Origin of the sequence: Candidatus Accumulibacter meliphilus, assembly GCF_036625345.1 — a bacterium.
Taxonomy (GTDB): domain Bacteria; phylum Pseudomonadota; class Gammaproteobacteria; order Burkholderiales; family Rhodocyclaceae; genus Accumulibacter; species Accumulibacter meliphilus.
The window spans coordinates 121,548-140,927 of record NZ_JAZKTZ010000007.1 but is presented as its reverse complement, the minus strand read 5'-3'; the positions used below and the strand labels follow the sequence as shown (position 1 = coordinate 140,927).

Genomic DNA, 19,380 nt, shown 5'->3' with positions numbered 1-19,380 from the left:
GCGCAAACGCGGAGGCGCCTTACCTCTTTAACTCGCTGGAACAGCTCTTGGCGGACTTCTGGACCGCCGTCGATGATTGGAGGAAGTGACATGACAAACACCGTAACCATCGGCGTTGCGTCGCGCGAAGACATCAATGCTCGCTTCATGCGCGCAATGACCACCGGTGAGCGCACGGCCCCTTTTATCGGCTTTGTCGATGAGCGGGCGCTATGGCGCACGCTGACGCCGCTGCGTTGGGACATCCTCAAGGTAATGACGGCTGCGGGTCCGCTCCCATTGCGGGAAATTGCACGGCGCGTGGCACGCGACGTGCGTGGTGTGCATACCGACGTGCACACCTTGCTGGCCGCGGGGCTGATCGAGCGAGACGAAGCAGGGTTCCGTTTTCCTTACGATGCGGTGCATGTAGATTTCATTCTGACGGCGGCGTGACTGTCGAGAACGTTAACGCTTGCGGCAAGAAATGAAAGATCTGGCGCTTTGTCCCCTGCCGGCTAGGAGCTGACGCTGAAGAACTTTACCCAAAGCAGGCACTGACCCTATCCGGGTGTATGCTATGCCCCTACGTCGCGTTGAACAGACAATGAAGGAGTCTCATCATGGCGAACCCAACGCAGGGCATGCAAGACCCCTCCCCGCGCTCGAAGGAAGCGGCGGCCCACGTAAGTACTGACCTCCTCGTGGCGTCGAACGTCGCGATACTACTTGCAGGAGGCAAAGGGACGCGGCTACGCCAGTCTGGTCGAGGACGCCCAAAGCCCCTTCTTACCATATCCGATGAGCCGATTATCAACTTCCTCGTTCGGAGCTTGCTTAAGCTGGATGGCGATCATACCGTGAGCAAGATCTATATCTTGCTCACGAAAAAGCAACACCTTCCGGAAACCCTGTATCACCCGGAATCAGTGCTGCTCAACCTTAAGGCTGACTTTGAATTATGGGAAAAAACGTGGTTCTGGGAGCAAAGAGACCGGATCGACCTCGTATTCGAGGAAGACCTTCCCGTGAGCGACGATCTCAAGGAGATCTTTAAAAAAAAGGGACGGCCGGAGGGCGCCGTAGCGGGTCTCGCATTGCTACTCAACGAGGCCGGACCCTCCTTGCTACGATCCTCCTCACGCGTACTGGTCGCAGCGGCCGATAATTTCCTGCCAGAGGAAGACCTCGGGCAGTATTTCGCGCTGTGCACTCCGGACGCTTCGGTGAACGCCTACAAGGACTTGGGTGATCCCGCAAAGATTCGGGACAAGTTTGGGTGCATCACCACCGAAATGGACGGAGCTACCGAATGGATGACGGCATACGCTGAAAAACCATCAGATCCTGGTCCAAAGGATACCAAGGCATCGGTGGCCTTGTACTGTTTCCCAAGGAAGCACTTTGCGCTCCTTTCCGAGTACGTGACCTTCGTGCGCAGCCAATCATCTGACGACCGGCAGAAGCGCCTCGGTGCGCCCGGTTTCTTCATGGAATGGCTCGCGGGTGCAACGTCACGCGCAACAACGATGGGTATGCCTCGTACCGCGGGCGTGAAAGCTCGCAGAGTACAGGGGCGCTGGTTTGACATCGGTGATCCGGCAGACCTAAGAATCGCCAGTTTTTGGCACACGCACTCTGGGCGTCTGGAAACCGTTGAGGATCTCACGGTTGCACGGGAAACAGGGCAGTTAGATGACAACAGTTTCCTCCTCGTGCGTCGATTGGAGATCGACCCTGAAACGCGGACCATTCGAATATGGCACTCCTCCGACGATATGCTTTGTTCGTTGCGACCAGACGGACGGAAACTGAAGACAGTGCAAGAAATTGCTGCCCAAGCGACGAACGCGACAGAGCAGTGGGAGCGTATTCGCGCCGCGCTCGAGGGGCGCGAGAGAATGCCCAGGAAGGACCTTGAGTCTCCGCTCCTACTCTCAGCTGGCGTTTTTCTTTTTGACTCCCATGGCGCACAACAAGGTCAGATGCTGAGCGCGAATCGAGCGCTTGTCCCCTTTCTTGAAAAGGACATCGCTTCAAACGTAGACCGCAGACGGGTAACCACGCCTGCCGGACGCGTGGATTCGCTCGACGTTCAGCAGGTTTGCCTGGACGAAATGCGTGAGGAGTTCATCTTCTATGGTGTAGGAGCGGATGGTTTAGCGAAAGTATTCTGCTTGATCGATGACTCAGATGACGAGAAAGCCGCACGCTTGGCAGTGCTCGCTGTAGTGCGGAAGAGTCGACTACAAATCCCTGGGATTAACCTCAAGGACATCGATCTATCCGGATCTGTCGAGCGCCTGACCGAACCGGTTCACCTGTCCCAAATAACCCCGAATTTCTGCTGGAAGTTGGAGACATTCCTCAATCGTGAAAACTCAATAGGTGAAAAGGTTGAACGAAAGGTCTATTCCAGAGATGGCTTTGCGGTGATCCCAGACGAAGAAAATCACACCCTCGAGTTTAGAATAATCCGCTGGGGCAACATTACCGGGGTTCAAACCACCAAAGTTTTCCCGACCGTGTCAACAATGCAAATAGGGCGGCTCCGCGGGATCGCCGACGGTGACGGGTACCATCGTATTCCCTTTGTACTTACGGCCGAAGATCTCATCAAATACGGGCGTGAAGTACGCACCGGCCAAGTTGACGGCCTCAGATCCGTCCTTCAGAAGTCACAGCGAGAAGTGGCCAGAATTCTTGCCGTCGGTGATCGACGCGACGGTCGATTCGAGCAGTTTGAGACAGCGCTGCCATTCCTCTTCACCACGACATCGGTTAACTTTCTACTGGAGAAGCTTGAGGCGATTGTCGGCTAGGGACTGATCTAACTTAACGATGAACTCGACAATCATGCTCCCTCCATCCCTTCGGTCGCATGCTTACGAGTTATCGTCAGACCGTTAGCCGTCTTCACCGCAATCTCGGGACGTGGCCACGGAATGGGAACCGTAGCTAATCGACATCTGACTTGGCTCATGAGGTGATAGGGTCGCTACTTGCTCTTGGGTCAAGCTCGTACTGGACGACACGGCCTGAAAGGACTATTGTTTGGGAACCGACCTTACCCTCTGATAGATATCAAGTGGAGAAATTGGTGAGTGGAGAAGAAAATGCGCGAACAGGATACGAACGTACGGCCTTCGCCGTAGCTGCCTTATTAACGCCTGTAGCGGTCGCAATTGTGGGAAGCGTCTATTCAAACGCGATTAAAGAACGCGAAATACAGGGTAAGTTCGTCGAGTTGGCCGTTGGTATTCTGCGGGAGGCCCCGACAGATCAAACAAAACATCTCCGCGAATGGGCGATAAAAATTCTCGACAAGCACTCCGGAGTTCCGGTTGGACCACACGCTACCGAGGATCTGTTGGAAAATATCCCGATACCCGGACCCCGGAGAAATAATCCTACCTGTATCGCGCTTCTTCGACAAGCCGATCAACTGATGCGTGTTGGCGAGCACGTTGGCGCTGTTTCTTACCTCAAGGAGGCGGACCAGCATTGTGGAAAATAGTGAGTCATATTCATACGAAAGGATTCATCAATGTTTTCAACTCGACGTCCGAGCACTGCCATAAATACGCTGCTTAGCGTGGCCTATTCCCTTGCTCTAATCGGATGGGCAGATGCTACTAGTGCGCAGTCGATTAGATCCCCCAACGGAAAATTCGAGGCAAGGGCCGTGCCATCATCCGATCCAAAGGACGTTCATTACGAGGTAAAGGAGGTCCCATCTGGGAGGGTTATCGTGACGACGTTCGCTCAGTTTAAGACGCCTAACGACGTAAAGGCTGGCGCTTTCAGTGAGGACTCAAAGAGATTCGCCGCCGCATATCACTACGGGCACGATGGCACATACACATGGATAGGTGTTTGGAACCTGGAGACGGGCAAGTTGCAGGGCGATCCCCTCCGCTCGAAGGGGTTTACAACTGATGTCGGTGCGGCGCTAAAGAGCAGGCCGTAGTGGTCGGCGTAGACCAGAGGGCAGAGATCGCCATTCGAGGCAAGGCGGCTCCTAAGTCACTTCAGCTAAGTGCTTGATTCTATGTATGCCACGCGGAGTGACTTCGGGGCGGTTTTCGGCCGGTGGCCCGATTACTTCGCTAACCCGTCGCTCCAGGCGACCAACCGCATAAAGCCGCGTTCGTCGCCTGAGCTTTCAGGTTGAACGTCTGCTTTCTCCGGCGCTGGCGGTCGGCTATGGGTCGGACGCGGTCCTTCACAAGCCAAGGAAACATCGCTTCAGCAGTACTCGTCCGAACCCCGGGTCGAGTTTGCATCATTATTGGCAGCTTTGCGCCGCTTCCACGAGTCGGTTCGGGATCAAGTAGGCAATGAGAGTTTACAAGTGATCAGCCCGCAGCGCCGAGCCGAGGTCATCGAGGCCTTGAGGCGAGGAACAGTGCCCAAAGCTGGGCTGGATGCGCTGGCCGTGGGCTATGGCCGCCTGCAGGGAACACTCGATGAAGAGTTAGGCGCCGTGGCGTCCGGACGCGGGGCGTTCAAAGCTATCCGCGGCGAGTACGGCTCGGGCAAGACTTTTTTTGGCCGTTGGCTGCAGGAACGAGCCCGATCGCGCGGTCTCGCGACCAGCGAGGTGCAAATCTCGGAAACCGAGACGCCGCTGCATCGCCTGGAGACGGTATACCGCCGCTTGGTCGAACGCATTGCCACGGCGGACAGCGGCGAAGGCGCGTTCCGGGGCATCGTCGATGGCTGGTTCTACGCGCTGGAGCGCGACGTGCTGGAAGACAGCAGCCTCGACCCGACGGACGAGGTGAGCTTGCTCGCCAGGACCGAGGCACTGATGGAAGCGAGGTTGGCCGGCGTGAGCAGGGTGGCGCCGGCTTTTTCAGCCACGCTTCGCGCCTACCGCCGCGCGCTACAGGCCGGCGACAAGGCCACGGCCGATGGGCTGATGGCCTGGCTCAGCGGCCAGCCCAACGTCGCGGCATCGATTCGGCGCTCGGCTGGTGTGAAGGGCGATATCGATCACTTCGGCGCGACCAATTTCCTGTCCGGCTTGCTGACCATGCTGCGCGACTCGGGCTATGGCGGCCTGCTGCTGGTATTGGACGAAGTCGAGACCCTGCAACGCATGCGCGCCGATACCCGCGAGCGGGGCTTGAATGCCTTGCGGCAGTGGATCGACGAGATCGACGCCGGTCGTTTTCCAGGGCTATATCTCCTGATCACCGGAACCCGGGCCTTCTATGAGGGGGCTCAAGGCGTTCAGCGCCTCGCCCCGCTGGCACAACGACTGCACGTCGATTTCGGTACCGACTCGCGCTTCGACAACCCACGCGCAGTGCAGGTGCGCCTGCCAGCTTTCGGGCACGATTCGCTGCTCGAAGTGGGATGCAAAGTGCGCGACATCTATGCCGAAGGTGCCGTTGCCGGCGATCGGGTCCATGCTCTGGTGGACGACGCTTACGTCGAATCCCTGGCCAAGGCTGTTACAGGGAACCTTGGCGGCAGGGTCGGCGTGTCTCCGAGGTTGTTCCTGAAGAAGCTGGTTGCCGACGTGATGGATCGTGTCGATCAGTTCGAGGATTTCGACCCCCGCAAGCACTATGCGCTGACCATCTCTGAGAACGAGATGACCGCGCAGGAACGTGCGTCCGTGGGCGTCAGCTCGGTCGATGACATCGAGTTGTAAGCAGCTGGGCGCTCCGGGCGCTCTGGGCGGCAATCAGTGAGCGTGGAAGCCTTTGAGCGTTTGCACGGGGCGTTGCAGTACCACATCGTCAACTCGCTGCGCTGGGCCGGCCTGCGCTCGACGCAGGCCGAGGCGGTAGCGCCGATCCTCGAAGGCCAGCATTGCCTGATCCTCGCGCCGACGGCCGGGGGCAAGACCGAGGCGGCAATCCTTCCCGTGCTGTCGTGCATGGCGAGCGAGGAGTGGCCGGGGACCAGCGTTCTGTACGTGTGCCCGATCAAGGCGCTGCTCAACAACCTGGAGTCACGCTTGTCCGGCTATGCCGGCTTCGTCGGCAGGACGGTGCAGGTGTGGCACGGGGACGTCGGGCAAGGAAGCAAAGCACGGGCCAGGCGCTCGGCGCCGGATATCCTGCTGACCACACCGGAGTCCCTCGAAGGGATGCTGATTTCGACGAAACTGGATCGAGCCTCATGGTTCGGCGGTGTTCGCGTCGTGATCGTCGATGAATTGCATGCCTTTGCCGGTGACGACCGCGGCTGGCACCTGCGCGCAGTGATCAAACGGATCGAGGCTTACGCCAGGCAGCCGATGCAGAGGATCGGCCTGTCGGCGACGGTGGGCAACCCGGATGAACTGCTGGACTGGTTTGCCGGAGCAGGTGAGCGCCAGGTCGTCGGCTCGTCGTCGGTCAGCACGGACGCCGATGTCAGCATCGATCATGTCGGCTCGATGGCCAATGCGGCGACGGTGATCGCACGCTTGCACCGTGGCTCGAAACGTCTGGTTTTCTGTGACAGCCGCGCCAGGGTGGAAGAACTGGGGGTGGCGCTGCGTGGCCTGAACACCCGTACCTTCGTGTCGCATTCGTCCTTGAGTGCGTCCGAGCGAAGGCTTGCCGAGACCGCGTTCGCCGAAGCGCAGGACTGCGTGATCGTCGCCACCAGCACGCTGGAGTTGGGGATCGATGTCGGTGACCTGGACTACGTGATTCAGATCGACTCCCCGGGCACGGTTTCCTCGTTCCTGCAACGCATGGGGCGCAGCGGCCGGCGTGCCGGCAGCCGCCGCAACACCCTGTTCCTGACAACCACGGACGAGGCTTTCCTGCTGGCTTGCGCGATCACCACGCTGTGGTGCGAGAAGTATGTCGAGCACATCAAACCGCCGCCGCTACCGTGGCACATGGTGGCGCAGCAGATGATGGCGCTGGTGCTCGAATACCCGGGCCTACCGGCGCACGAAGTGGTCGGCGTGGCGCGAACTCAGTTCCCCGAACTCGATCGGGAAACGGTAGCGACGGTGTTTGCTTTCATGGCGGCCAAGGGCATCCTGTTCGTCAGTAGCGGCCTTGCGTCGATGGGGCCTGAAGGCGAGAAGCTGTTCGGGCGCGCTCATTTCCTTGACCTGCTGGCGGCGTTTGCGAGCCCGATGACGCTAGCGGCACGCCACGGTTCCAGCGAGCTGGGTCATGTCGATCCGCTGGCGGTTCAGCAGCACGGCCCGACGGTCCTGCTGCTTGGCGGCCGAAGCTGGAAAGTGATTTCAGTTGAGTGGTCCAGGCGCACGGTGTGGGTGGAGCCGAGCGACGAGAAGGGCAAATCGCGCTGGCTCGGGACGTCTCGCTGCCTGGGTTTCGAGGTCTGTCAGGCCATGCGCCGGGTGTTGTTGAAGGAAGGCGATGTGGAGTTGGGCCTGTCGAAGCGGGGCATTCGGCAACTCGATGAAGTCCGTGAGCTGATCTCCGCGCCAGAGCGCCAGGGATCGCTCCTGCTGGAGCAGCTGCCGTCCGGACGGCAGCGTTGGTGGACATTTGCCGGCGGTGCAGTCAATAGGGCATTGGCGCTGAGACTCGCTGAGCTTGGAAGCATACGGGTGGATGATCTGTGGCTGGAGACAGGCATCGGGGTCCCGGTAATGAAGCTCATGCAGGGTCGAATTGAGCCTGTGGCAATAGCAGCGTATGGCGCCAGCCTGGCGGCGCGCGCCCAGTTGAAGTTCGCTGCTTGTCTTCCCTCTGACTTGGTGGCCGCAGTTGTTCTAGGTCGCTCGCTCGATGAAGCGAATCTGCAGCGACTCGTGTCAGGAGCGCTCGGTGGCGTGGGTAACGGTCATGACAGTCGAGATACCCCGGATGATGAAAGTCATGACCGTCCCCCTCTTCCCCTGACCCTTCTCCCGCGAGGGGAGAAGGGAGTTTCGTGAGTCGCTTGCGCGCCTTTTCATTAAGGGCACTAGCGTGGGGCTTTCACCAGCATGATCAGGAGAATGGCCATGACCGCGGCCGCCCCTGCCGCAGGCGAGTCCGAGCTTACCTGTGCGAGAGGGCATCAGCGACCTTCGCCCGCTCCAGTTTGTGGAAACCCATGCCGAGGTTGGTCGGGTTGATCTGCAAGTCGAACGCCGTCGTTTTCACAGCCCTTCTGTTCGTCGCCGGTCAGGCGCGCCAGGCTGTCGGTGAACGTATCTGCGATGCGGAATTCCATGTCTGCTTCCCTGCCTCGGTTACAGTCCGGCCGTCAGGTCGACGAGGCTCTGTGGCAATACGTCGCGCTCCTGCAATGCCGCCCTGACGCTCTCGCCAATGTCGGGGGCGATGGCCACATACTCGCTGGTCCACCCTTTGAACTTCGGATGCACGGCAAGGAAGCGGTCGGCGCCCGTCTTCAGCGCATCTGCCGAGCCAATCAGACGTTCGGGGTTGCGCTTGCAGGTGCCGAAGCGAATTCGTTGTTCGTCTTCGTTCACCGCCACGAGGTCGATTTCGACGTCGGAGCGATCCCAATAACCACGGATGCGCTCGCTGAGCGCGAAGTCGCCAATACCCAGGCGGCTGCGCTCCTCGTATAGCTGGCCCGCGAGGTCTTCCAGCGCGTAGCCCTCGACGTCGGTTAGACGCCCATCGGCCTGGTCGATCAGGACGTCGATAGGCCAAAAAAGCGACCGCCGAAACAGGTCGCTGCAAGGCCGACAGCCAGGCGCGCAGGAAGTTGTCGCGGATGTAGTAGCGGCCGCTGCGTGCCCGCGCCGGCGAGAAGATCGGCAGGCGCCGCTCGATCATGCGGTAGCGTTCGCTGAGAACCTTCAGATAGCCCCCGACCTGGCGTACCTCGCCGGGACCGGAAAGCTCGACCATCGTCGCTTCGATGTCGGCGTTGGTGCAGCCCGGATGTCTGGCCAGGTACTGCAACACCATGTCGTAGCGTCCGCGCAGTTCGCGCAGAAACCAGTTGTCCGCTTCGTTGCGCAAGGGCGAGGAACTGGAGAAAAAGAGGCTGCGCAGCAAGGGTCGGCGCTCCGCGTTCAGCGCCCCCTGCTCGTAGGCGTCGCGGTAAAACTTGGGTACACCCTCGAACAGATTCCACAGAAACAGCAGCCGTGAAGGGTCATCGTTGGCGTGGACGCGCAGGATCTCGAGCACCGAGGCGATGTCGAGATGCCCCAACTCGATGGTATCGGTGCTGCGGTTGAACAGCGGAGCGTCCCGGTCCTCGAGCACAGCGGTCATTTCTGCGTGCAGCGAGCCGAGCACGATCAGGCCGCCGACGACCTCGGCCGCACGCGCAGCAAGGCGATCGACTTCCGCTTGCAGCAGCGAACAGAAGTCGGCCAATTGTTTGCGGTGGAAATATTGGAACTCATCGAGCGCCACCACGTAACCGGCGCTGGCCAGCCGCCCGATCAGTTGTGCCAGTTCACCGAGGCTGGAAACCCGCGCGTCGATACCGAACGTCTCCAGATAGCCGTTGCAGGCGGCTACGACACCTGCAGGGTCGGAATCCGGGATTTGAATGTAGAGCGTTCTGTCGATAGCGGCTGCGCGCAGCGCCTCCTGGATCCGCGCGGTCTTGCCGATACGCCGTCGTCCGGAAATCTGCAGGAAGAACCACCGCCGCCGCTCGAGAATGCGCTGCATCTGTTGCAGCTCGGAGCGGCGGCCATAGAACGACCATGGAGCCATGTCAGTCATGTCGAATGCGTTGCGCGCCTTAATATAAAAGTTTTTACCTTAACCGAAGAACCGCAGCAAACTATTGAATAATAGATAGAAAGAGCTGTTCACGAGAAGTCCAGAGGGCATGGCAGCAAAGCTAGGCCCTGAACACCTTCATCACTTCGTCCCCCAGATGATTGATCACCTTCACCGCGATGCGCCCGGATTTCGGCTTCTCGAACGGCCGCGAGGTGTCGCTGTTCAAGGTCGCCCAGGCCTCCGGGTCGATCTCGGCCTTGAGGGTTGTCTTCAGGGCCTTGTAGGGGTCGTTGGCGCCGAGGAAGTAGGCGTGGCGGACGAAGAAGCTCTCTTCGTTGTAGTCGGTGTCGATGAACCAGCAGGCGATGCCGTCGGCGCCGTCGCTGACCACTTCGCCGGTCTGCGGCTTGAAGACGTCGACGCCGTTTATTTTCAGTCGCAGCTTGCCGTCGGGCGAATTTTCGTTGTCTCTGAGCAGCGTGATGTCCGGCTCGCCGAAGATCACGAAAAGGTTGCCCTGGCCGGTGTTCTTGAGGTCCTCGGCCATGTGCAGGTCGGCGTTCATGCGCGCCTTGAGTACCGGGATACGGCCGAGCTTGCTGAAGTCGGTGGCGTGCGCCTCGTAGTTGAAGGCGCAGGCGATCAGCACGTCGAAGCCGCCATCGCCGGCTTCGCGCGCGGCGGCGACGAGGTCGGCGCGCTGGACGGTGCCGAACTCGGGGCCGATGAAGATCGCCGCGCGCTTGTCGCTGCCGGTTTCGGCGCTGCCTTCCAGGTAGCGGCCTTCGGCGCAGACCAGATCGCCGGGCCAGGGGGTGAGGGCGGTGAAACCGATCCGGCCCTCCTTGTGCGCCTGCTGCACGCCGGCGGTCTTGAGGTTGTCGAGGTTATGTGCCTCTCGGCGTTATGTGCCCGAACGACCGGAGAACCCCGTGAGCGCTTCAGCCACTGACGTAGCCGGCAACATAACCATTTGGCGTAGGCGGATGATGACTCTCCTTTTTGGATTTCTCAATGGAGGTTGTCATGTTCGAACGGTATTACATTAAGCCATCGACGATTGATCGCATTCGTGCCAATTGGCTCGCACCGCAGATCGAGCGTTATGTCGAGTGGATGGATGGACAAGGCTACGCCGGTCGTAACGTCTTTCACCGGGTTCCGATACTCTGCCAGTTTGCCAAGTTCGCGAGGGAGCACGGGGCGACCGATCCCGTAGCCGCGAGCTTGCATATCGAGGCCTTCACCACACACTGGCTCGCCGAGCACTGCGCGGGTTGCAAGACGGATGAAGCGCGGCACCGAGTGCTGAACGATGCCGGCAGCCCGGTGCGACAGATGCTGCAGCTGGCGATCGACGGTGACGTCAAGCCGAAACGTTCCACGAAACCTTTCCCGTTTCAGGAAGAAGCGCCAGGGTTTCTGCGTTATCTGCGCGAAGAGCGTGGCTTGCGGGAAACCTCGGTCTACCATTACCAGCACTATCTCAATCGCTTCAGGGCTTACCTGCATCGGATTGGTGTCGCTTCCCTTGGCCACCTCTCGCCGGCACTGCTCGCGGCTTTCGTGGTCGATAGTGTCCCGGGCATGGCCCGCACGAGCCGACGCAATCTGTGCGGTGCACTACGCGTATTTCTGCGGTACGGTTATCGGGAAGGGGTGGTCTCTGAAAACCTTGCCTCGGCAGTCGGAATGCCGCAGAGCTACCGCCTGGCTGACGTGCCCCGCTCCATTACCTGGGACGAGGTGCGCCGAATGCTGGCAGCGGTGGACCGGCGTAGCGGCGGTGGGCGTCGAGACTACGCGATCTTGCTGCTCCTGGTGACCTACGGGTTGCGGGCGCACGAAGTGGTAAAGCTCACCCTAGAGGACATCGACTGGGAGCGCGAGCGCTTCCAGGTGTCCGAGCGCAAGGCTGGACATTGGAGCGTCTATCCGCTCGCTGGCGTGGTCGCAGAAGCATTGATCGATTACCTGAAGAATGGTCGCCCGCAAACCACGGACCGTCATCTCTTCTTCCGCACGATCGCACCTCGCCGGCCAATCAGCAGTGCCGCGATTTCATCCATCGCCCATCGCTACCTTATCAAGGCGGGTATCCAGGTTCATCGGCCCGGGGCCCATACCCTGAGGCATACCTGTGTACAACGACTGATCGATGCCGAGTTTCCGTTGAAGACCATCGGCGACTACGTGGGACATCGCTCTCCGGACTCCACCAAAATCTACACCAAGGTCTCGATTGCCGCTCTGCGGGAAGTGGCCATGGGTGATGGAGAGTTGCTATGAAACCGCGCGCATCCGACCTCAATAGTGTCCTGTCCGAGGCCATACGTACCTTCGTGGAGTACAAACGGGCCTTGAACCGCAAGTACCGGAGTGAAACGCTTGCCCTAAATTTGTTTGACCGCTACCTCTGTGATCAGCGCGTTACCCGGTGGGACGAGATCGATAGTCAGCTGATCGACCGCTTTCTCGCCTCTCGACCCCGAAACAGGCCACGCAGCTATAACCACCTGCTCGGTGTCCTAAGTCGCTTCTTCGGCTGGGCCATCGTGCAGCGGCTCACGAAACGAAATCCCGTGAGCGCCAGGCCACGACGTGAAACTAGCGCGCGCATTCCCTATCTGTTCGACCTGGACGACGCGAAGCGCCTACTCGAAGTCGCTCGTGCGCTACCCGATCGACCCAAGGGACCGCACCGTGCCCTCGTCTATGAAACCATGTTCGCGCTGCTCTACGGGGCGGGACTTCGCGTTGGCGAGGTCGCCCGCCTCAGGCTCGGCGATGTCGATTTCACGCGCGATACCCTGCTCATCCGCGAGACCAAGTTCAGCAAGACGCGAATCGTTCCGTTGGGTCCAAAACTGGCACAACGCTTACGGCAGTATGTTGAACATCGCCACGAGAGCAAAGGTTGCGCCGATACACCGCTGTTCTCGTTTACCCAGCGCGGCTGCGTGCACGAAGGGACGATTAGTCAAACGTTTCACGCTCTCCTGCCCAAGTTACACCTGCGCATCCCGCCGGGCGTGTCTTCCCCGACGGTGCACTGCCTGCGGCACTCCTTTGCCGTCGGGACGCTGCTGCGCTGGTACCGGGAAGGAATCGATCCCAACGAGCGCCTGATTCATCTCTCCACCTTCCTCGGTCATTGCGACCCCAGTTCGACCGCGGTCTACCTCACGGTCACCGACAAACTCTTGCACGAAGTCGACCAGCGCTTCCACGCCTTCGTGCCGAAAGGCGGTGAGCGATGAAAAGCCTCGGGCAACTACTGCACTCGTTCTTCGAGGACTACCTCAAGGTTCAGAAGGGGCTTCGCCCATCCTCGGTAAAGAGCTACCGTGACACCCTCAAGCTCTTCATCACCTTTGTCGCAACCACCCGCCGGCGCCCGGTGACACGGCTGGCCGTGGCTGACCTGAACTCCGACAGGGTATTGGAGTTCCTGAGCATGGTCGAGGTCAAGCGCGCCAATCACGCGCGCACTCGCAATCAACGACTGGCTGCGCTGCATACCTTTTATCGCTACGTCGCCACGGCTGAACCCGAAATGCTGGCACAGGCCGAGCGCGTTGAGGCTATTCCCAGCAAGCGCACTCAAGCGCCGGAAACGCGCTACCTGGAGCCCGATGAAATCGATGCCGTGTTCACAGCACTACCCAGGCAGGGCTCACTGGCTCTACGCGATCGGGCGCTCCTGATGTTCTTGTACAACACCGGCGCACGAGCTCAGGAAGCTGCCGATTTGCGCGTGGGTGACGTGGACCTTGATGGCCCCCTTCGCGTTCGCCTGCATGGCAAAGGCGATAAGTGGCGCGCATGCCCTATCTGGCCGGAGACCGCAGTGCTACTCAAGCAACTCGAAAGTGTTGAGCAGGGCGATCCGGAGCAAGCCTTGTTTACCTCGCGTCGCAGGCAAGCGCTGACGCGATTTGGGATCTACAAGATCGTCAGGCGGCACACCAGGATGTTGCGACCCAAACGCTTCCATAGCCAACGCTATGGGATCTCCCCGCACGTCTTCAGACACAGCGCAGCGGTCTCCTTGTTGGAGAGCGGCGCCGACATCAACGTGGTTCGTAGTTGGCTTGGCCACACTTGCCTTGAGACCACCAATCGTTACGCGGAGATCACTCTGCGCACCAAACAGGCTGCGCTAGCCGCTTGCGCACCACCTGTGAATCCCGATGGAATATCCCCCTCCAGCATCGGATGGCGCCACGACCAGGACCTCATGAAATGGCTGCAATCGCTTTGAAATTTATGTGCCATTCATCGCGGGCACCGCCTTGCACAGCAGCGATCGGCAGACCGCAGGGCACATAACGCCGAGAGGCACATAATCCCGACAACCTCAAGAGCGGCGTCACCACCGCCTGCTACTACGAGCCCGAACTCAACCCGACCTACCGCGACCTGGCCACCCATTACGGCACCGCGGTTCTACCCGCCCGGCCCCGTCGCCCGAAAGACAAGGCCAAGGCCGAGGCCGGCGTCCTCCTGGTCGAGCGCTGGGTCCTGGCGCGTCTGCGCCACCAGCGTTTCTTCAGCCTCAACGAGCTCAACCGCAGCATCGCCGAGCTGATGAGCTGGCTCAACCAGCGGCCGTTCAAGAAGTTGCCCGGCTGCCGCCAATCGGCCTTCGTCGAACTCGATCGGCCCGCTTTACTGCCCTTGCCGGTGACCCGTTACGAGTTCGCCGAGTGGAAGGTCGTCAGGGTCGGCATCGACTACCACGTCGAGCTCGTCGGCCACTACTACTCGGTGCCGTATCGCTTCGCCCGCACGCAGGTCGATAGCCGGCTGACGGCGAGCACGGTGGAGCTCTTCCACCGCGGCACGCGCATCGCCAGTCATGTGCGCAACGACAGCCGCGGCCGGCACAGCACCGCCGATGCGCACATGGCACCGGCCCATCAGGCGGTGCAGGGCTGGAATGCCCCGCGGCTGCTCGACTGGGCCCGGCGCATCGGGCCGCACGCCCAGGGTGTCGTGCAGAGCCTTCTGCATTAACGCCGCCATCCGCAGCAGGCTTACCGGGCCTGCCTGGGCATCCTGCGCCTGGGCAAGGCCTACGGGGACGACCGCCTGGAAGCGGCCTGCGAGCGGGCCATCGCCATTGGCGCGACGTCCTACAGCAGCCTGAAATCGATCTTGAAGAACGGCCTGGACAAGCAGCGGGTGAGTGCCCCCGCCCAGACCCATTTACCCCCGGAGCACGCCAATGTGCGCGGCCCCGGTTACTACCACTGAAGGAGCTTTGCCATGCTGAATCATCCGACCGTCGAGAGACTCCACCAACTGCGCCTTCCGGGCATGGCCCGGGCACTGGCCAGCCAGGCGCAAAGCCCTGAAATCGGCCAGTTATCGTTCGAGGAGCGCCTCGGGCTGCTGGTCGACTGCGAGGCCGCCGAACGCGAGTCACGACAGAATACGGCGCGTCTGAAACGCGCCGGACTGAAACAGGCGGCGACGCCAGAAGATGTCAATTACCGGCATCCGCGCCGACTCGACCGGGGACTCTTCGCCCGCTTGATGACCGGGCGCTGGGTGAAGGATCACCAGAACGTGCTGATCTGCGGGCCGACGGGGATCGGCAAGACCTATCTGGCGTGCGCCCTGGCCAACCAGGCGTGTCGGCAGGGGCATTCGGTGCTCTATGTGCGCTTGACGCGTCTCTTGCCGGCGCTGGCGATCGGCCGTGGCGATGGCAGCTACCTGAAGTTGCTGGCGCAGTTGGCCAAGACCGAGGTGCTGGTGATCGACGAATGGGCCCTGGCGCCGCTTTCCGACGACAGTCGTCGGGATCTCCTGGAGATCTTCGATGACCGCCATGGGACGCGCTCGACAATCATCACCAGCCAGCTGCAGGTCGAGCATTGGCATGCCTCGATTGGCGACCCGACCCTGGCGGATGCGATCCTCGACCGGCTGGTCCATCAGGCGCATACGCTGGACCTTGATGGTGAATCGCTGCGCAAGCCGGAGCAGCCGGTATGAACGCCTCCAGCAAGCTCGACAAGTTACCCACCGCCGCCCGCCAGCCCGCCTGCTATAGAAGGAGCGCAGCCTGGCGGGCGGCCGTGGATAACTCTGCGCGGTGTCACTCCTTGCGCCCAAAGCGCGACACGGCCTGCGCCCTTGATCGCTGCCCTACTGGCACGGCACCCCCTCATCAAACCGTTACTGCGTAACGCTCAACAGGACCATCAACATGGCAAAAACCAATGCTCAACGGCAGTCGGAGTATCGCGCTCGTCACTTGAAAGATCTTGACGGCCAGGCCGAGCGGCTGAATCTACTGGTCAATCTTCACGCCAAGCGTGCCTTGGAGCGCCTGGCGGCTTGTTACGCAGTAACGCAACGCGAGGTCCTTGAAGGCCTGCTTCGTGAGGCGAACCTCGCCGCTTTGAAGCGCGCGGCGCGGGTGCACAATGGCGAGAATGAATACTACGAAAAGCGCCTTCGATTGGACAAAGAGTCCGTTACGCAGTAACGCCGAACGGCTGCCTTTGCGGACCAAAAACTTGACCTCAGCACGAGGCTCAGAGTAAAACCTTTCAACCCCGCGTCGCTACGCTCCGACTGTCCAGGTTCGCGTGGAATGGGTGTCCAGTTTACGCCCTGAGGTACTCGTCAAGGGTTTTTTGACGGCTGCGTGAGGCTGACCCGCCTTTCCAACGTGGGGTGCTTGAGCAGCGCTCGCATGTCGTTTAGATAAGCCTGGACCTGGTCCGGTGAGGGTCCGGCGAGGCTGTCCGGTGGCACCAGGCCAAGGCACTTGGCGAGGTTGGACGGATAGCACTTGCGCCTGCCCGCCAAGCGGCTGCAGGCCCTCTCAAGCGCAGGCTCGCCGACTTGTTGAATCAACCACGCGAGGGTCCGACGATCGCGTTCGGTTTCGAGAATGACGTTCATGATCTTCAGCTCCGGTGACGTGGTGCCGGTTCAGCCGACCGCCGGCACCGTGGTGCGTTCATGTCCTGGGCAACATCGCTTCTCTGCCGGTCAATGCGTGGCAGGCGATGGCAACGCCAAACTCGCCAGCAAGGGTGAACCTCGGCGCTGCAAGGCATTCAGGTAGGCCGACTCGTCATACGGCGTGCGCAACTGCCAGCAACGGAAGAGAATGCGTATCCACTTGAAGGCCAAGGCCCGAACAGCGGTCTGATGCGCGCAGCCTTTGGCGCGTTGTTGCCGATAGTAGGCGCCGGCCCAGAAGGAACGGGTGATGGTCTGGGCGGCCCACTCGACGAAGGTCTGGCGCAGGAACGTCGGGCATTGCAGCCGCCAATGCACCCAATGCTGCTTGCCACTGCTTTCCGTCACCGGCGCGACGCCGACAAACATCTGGACATCGGCGGCGGTGGCGAAGCGCTCCCGTCGTTCGCCGAAAGCGACCAGCAAGCGCGGCGCCAGGTTGGGACCGGCGCCCGGCAGTGCCTGGAACAGCGCGTAATCCGGCAGGGTCGGGGCGACGGCCTCGATCTCGGCATCAAAGCGGGCGATGGCCTTCAGCGTGACGCGCAATTGGTCTACCAGACCCTCGACCATGAGCGCTTTCGGCTTGATGACTGCCGCATCGTCGGTGAGCGGTGCGGCACGCTGGAGGGCCGCCAGGCGTTCTTCGATCAAGCGGGGTTGGTAGCAATGATGTTCCCGGAAGAAGGTGAGCAGTGTCGTCCGGCGGGCGCGTTGCAGCTGCTTGAGGCTGGGCCAATGGCTCAGGAAGTCGCAGAACAGGGCACTCGCTTTCTCGTCGAACCACGCGTTGGCCAGGGGAAAGTACTCCTTCAGCGCGCTGGTCAGGCGGTTGGTGATCCGCGTCTGCTCATCGACGAATTCCCGTCGCTCTTCCAGCAGGCGTTCGAGCGTGCGAATGCCGACGCTCTGTGGCTGCAAGGCTTTCAGCTTGTCGCGGTGGCACAGAAGGATCTCCAGGGCGATTTGCGCATCGGCCGGATCGGCCTTGGCGTGGCTGGGCTGGAAGGCCTGACGATACTTCGCCAGGGTGGCGGGATTCACCGGAAACAGGACAAAGAAGTCATGTTTCTGCAGCGCGTAGACCAGCGGTCCGCGGACGATCTCGAGACAGACGGCCACCGCCTGGCCGTGAAAGCGCTGCCTGAGCGCGGCGGCCCACTCATCGATGGCGTCGGGGCGATGGGACAGCACGGCGAATTCACGCTGGCGGCTTCCGGCCGCTTGCAGGCAGATGTCGTGTTTCGCATCGGCCCAGTCGATGCCGATGAAGGCGGCGAATTCTGGGTTGGGTTCAGGAGTCATAGTTCATACCTCCAAGTGCTAGAGTGGAGGAACGGGACGTGCCTGCCTGGGCGCTGCGAAAGCAATATAGAGAGTCGATGAAGCGACAATCCCTGAGTATTCGTTATCGCGCTCAAGCGCACCCGCGGATTCGAAACCAAACTGGTGAACATCGAACGTTTGCGTGGAATTATTCGTAATCCGCGGCTGCATGTCCCGCTTTCACCGACAGCTACCTGCCGGCGGTAGTTAGACTACCGAAAGCGGAACCACCGCATGTGCGCTCGGCAAGGGGCGACCACGCCATGCGTGCCCTTCAAAAAGCCAATGCTGGCGTCTTGTCGGCGTGCTCGCCGACAAGACGGTCGGCTCGCCTGCTGGCTGTTACGTCCTGCGCTGATTTAGAGCCCTCGGCCCAAGCTTTTCGAGGTTGAAACGCTGGCCGAGTCCCACGCTGCGACGGGAACATCTATCCCGGCGGCAGCGTGGGATGAAGGCGCTACCGAGGCGGCAGCGGCGGGGTCCGCCAGGGGGCTTCGGGATCGTACAGATTCATCTGCCGCTGGTGGTAGCGGCGCAGCTGTACGAAGTAACGGCTTTCGCATGCGACGGCGAGCTGGTTAAGGAATTCACTGAGCGCTGCCGCGCTTTCATCGGAGAGCCCATCGGGGAACAACGGGAGAGCAGAGCGGCGGCTCATCGCAATTCCTCGATCGCCAACTGCAAGAGATCGTCCGGCAGATGATTGAGGCCGCGTGGTACCGCCAGGCGCATCGCCGTGCGCAGAATTCTCCCGGCGTGCCGCGGTAGCCCCTTGCTGGCCTGCCGCAAGATCTCCAGGCCCGAATCGCTGAGCAGCGTATGCGTGCAACCGGCGCTCTTCAGGCTGTGCTGGATCAGTTGCGCAAAGCGCTCGCGTTCGAGCACCGGTTTGAGCTTCACGCGTACCTGAATGCGCCCGGCCAGCGCCGCATAAGGCGCCCGCTCCAGTGTTTGCGCCAGTGCCGGATGGCCGATCAACCAGACCGACATCACATCGCGTGTATCAAAAGCGAAGTTGAGAAAGGCCGGCAAATCGCGGAAGAACTCCAGCGGCAGATTCTGCGCCTCGTCGATGATCCATACCGGCACCAACTGGCGGCCATCGACCAGTTGCAGAATCCGCTCCTTCAGATCGCGCCATAGCTGCGCCCGCCGATAGCCCGCTTCCACTCCCAGAGCGCGCGCCAGACCGCGATAGATATCGAGCCGCCCGAAATCCGTCTCCGCCTGATAGATCACCAGGTGGCGATGCGGATTCAGGCCGCGGGTCAGCTGGCGCAAGGCGGCCGTCTTGCCCACTCCCGGTTCGCCGGTGATCAGGCCGACTCCGGGCGAGTGCAACAACCAGGCGAAGCGCTCCGCCAACAGCCCCAGCGCACCGTCATCCCACAACTCGGCCGCTTCCTTGCCCAGCGGCGAATGCCGCAAACCAAAGTGTTGCAAGTCCATT

16 protein-coding genes and 3 pseudogenes are annotated in these 19,380 nt (G+C 60.9%); 12 read left to right on the top strand and 7 right to left on the bottom strand.

Translation table 11 applies throughout. The features are described 5' to 3' along the window. The first annotated feature begins 90 nt into the window (after positions 1-90). The 6 genes from V5B40_RS15570 to V5B40_RS15545 all read left to right on the top strand — a co-directional run bounded on the left by V5B40_RS15570 (position 91) and on the right by V5B40_RS15545 (position 7,849). Positions 91-435 (top strand): transcriptional regulator, encoded by a 345-nt coding sequence (locus V5B40_RS15570; protein WP_332355327.1) that lies wholly within the window; start codon positions 91-93, stop codon positions 433-435. Between the two features lie 167 nt (positions 436-602). Next, positions 603-2,801, top strand: a complete 2,199-nt coding sequence (locus V5B40_RS15565; protein ID WP_332355326.1) for a sugar phosphate nucleotidyltransferase — start codon at positions 603-605, stop codon at positions 2,799-2,801. A gap of 278 nt (positions 2,802-3,079) precedes the next feature. After that, the gene (locus tag V5B40_RS15560) at positions 3,080-3,496 is read left to right on the top strand and encodes a hypothetical protein (protein WP_332355325.1); all 417 of its coding nucleotides are present in this window, start codon (positions 3,080-3,082) and stop codon (positions 3,494-3,496) included. Positions 3,497-3,526: 30 nt separating this feature from the next. Beyond that, positions 3,527-3,949, top strand: a complete 423-nt coding sequence (locus tag V5B40_RS15555; protein ID WP_332355324.1) for a hypothetical protein — start codon at positions 3,527-3,529, stop codon at positions 3,947-3,949. Positions 3,950-4,333: 384 nt separating this feature from the next. Beyond that, positions 4,334-5,644: a BREX system ATP-binding protein BrxD gene (gene brxD / locus V5B40_RS15550; RefSeq protein WP_332355323.1), complete on the top strand. Its 1,311-nt coding sequence runs from the start codon at positions 4,334-4,336 to the stop codon at positions 5,642-5,644. A gap of 42 nt (positions 5,645-5,686) precedes the next feature. After that, positions 5,687-7,849: a DEAD/DEAH box helicase gene (locus V5B40_RS15545; RefSeq protein WP_332355322.1), complete on the top strand. Its 2,163-nt coding sequence runs from the start codon at positions 5,687-5,689 to the stop codon at positions 7,847-7,849. Between the two features lie 125 nt (positions 7,850-7,974). On the opposite strand, the gene V5B40_RS15540 is transcribed toward V5B40_RS15545, so the two are convergent. The 3 genes and pseudogenes from V5B40_RS15540 to V5B40_RS15530 all read right to left on the bottom strand — a co-directional run. Beyond that, entirely contained in the window at positions 7,975-8,130 is a 156-nt protein-coding gene (locus tag V5B40_RS15540) for a hypothetical protein (RefSeq protein ID WP_332355517.1), read from the bottom strand. A gap of 19 nt (positions 8,131-8,149) precedes the next feature. Continuing rightward, positions 8,150-9,560: pseudogene (locus tag V5B40_RS15535) on the bottom strand (ATP-binding protein). A 175-nt stretch (positions 9,561-9,735) separates the two neighbouring features. Then, positions 9,736-10,503: pseudogene (locus V5B40_RS15530) on the bottom strand (site-specific DNA-methyltransferase); the annotation flags it as partial. A gap of 140 nt (positions 10,504-10,643) precedes the next feature. Here V5B40_RS15530 and V5B40_RS15525 point away from each other — a divergent pair. From V5B40_RS15525 to V5B40_RS15500, 6 genes and pseudogenes are all read left to right on the top strand, one after another. Continuing rightward, positions 10,644-11,906 (top strand): site-specific integrase, encoded by a 1,263-nt coding sequence (locus tag V5B40_RS15525; protein ID WP_332355321.1) that lies wholly within the window; start codon positions 10,644-10,646, stop codon positions 11,904-11,906. Next, a complete protein-coding gene (locus V5B40_RS15520) occupies positions 11,903-12,877 on the top strand; it encodes a tyrosine-type recombinase/integrase (protein ID WP_332355320.1) in 975 nt (324 codons plus the stop codon). The genes V5B40_RS15525 and V5B40_RS15520 overlap by 4 nt, the downstream gene beginning before the upstream one ends. Next, entirely contained in the window at positions 12,874-13,881 is a 1,008-nt protein-coding gene (locus V5B40_RS15515; protein WP_332355319.1) for a tyrosine-type recombinase/integrase, read from the top strand. The genes V5B40_RS15520 and V5B40_RS15515 overlap by 4 nt, the downstream gene beginning before the upstream one ends. An 86-nt stretch (positions 13,882-13,967) precedes the next feature. Then, positions 13,968-14,876 (top strand): annotated as a pseudogene (locus V5B40_RS15510) (Mu transposase domain-containing protein); the annotation flags it as partial. Between the two features lie 12 nt (positions 14,877-14,888). Then, positions 14,889-15,623: an IS21-like element helper ATPase IstB gene (gene istB, locus V5B40_RS15505; RefSeq protein WP_332355318.1), complete on the top strand. Its 735-nt coding sequence runs from the start codon at positions 14,889-14,891 to the stop codon at positions 15,621-15,623. Between the two features lie 214 nt (positions 15,624-15,837). Then, on the top strand, positions 15,838-16,119 hold the full coding sequence (locus tag V5B40_RS15500) for a hypothetical protein (RefSeq protein ID WP_332355317.1): 282 nt from the start codon (positions 15,838-15,840) through the stop codon (positions 16,117-16,119). Positions 16,120-16,259: 140 nt separating this feature from the next. Here the strand turns inward: V5B40_RS15500 and V5B40_RS15495 are convergent, their stop codons facing one another. From V5B40_RS15495 to V5B40_RS15480, 4 genes are all read right to left on the bottom strand, one after another. After that, positions 16,260-16,541: a cryptic plasmid protein A gene (locus tag V5B40_RS15495; RefSeq protein ID WP_332355316.1), complete on the bottom strand. Its 282-nt coding sequence runs from the start codon at positions 16,539-16,541 to the stop codon at positions 16,260-16,262. A 90-nt stretch (positions 16,542-16,631) separates the two neighbouring features. Next, positions 16,632-17,909 (bottom strand): IS110 family transposase, encoded by a 1,278-nt coding sequence (locus tag V5B40_RS15490; protein ID WP_332355315.1) that lies wholly within the window; start codon positions 17,907-17,909, stop codon positions 16,632-16,634. A gap of 478 nt (positions 17,910-18,387) precedes the next feature. Continuing rightward, positions 18,388-18,588 (bottom strand): hypothetical protein, encoded by a 201-nt coding sequence (locus tag V5B40_RS15485; RefSeq protein WP_332353654.1) that lies wholly within the window; start codon positions 18,586-18,588, stop codon positions 18,388-18,390. Next, positions 18,585-19,379, bottom strand: a complete 795-nt coding sequence (locus V5B40_RS15480) for an ExeA family protein (RefSeq protein WP_332353653.1) — start codon at positions 19,377-19,379, stop codon at positions 18,585-18,587. Before V5B40_RS15480 ends, V5B40_RS15485 begins: the two co-directional genes overlap by 4 nt. Between the last annotated feature and the right edge of the window lies 1 nt (position 19,380).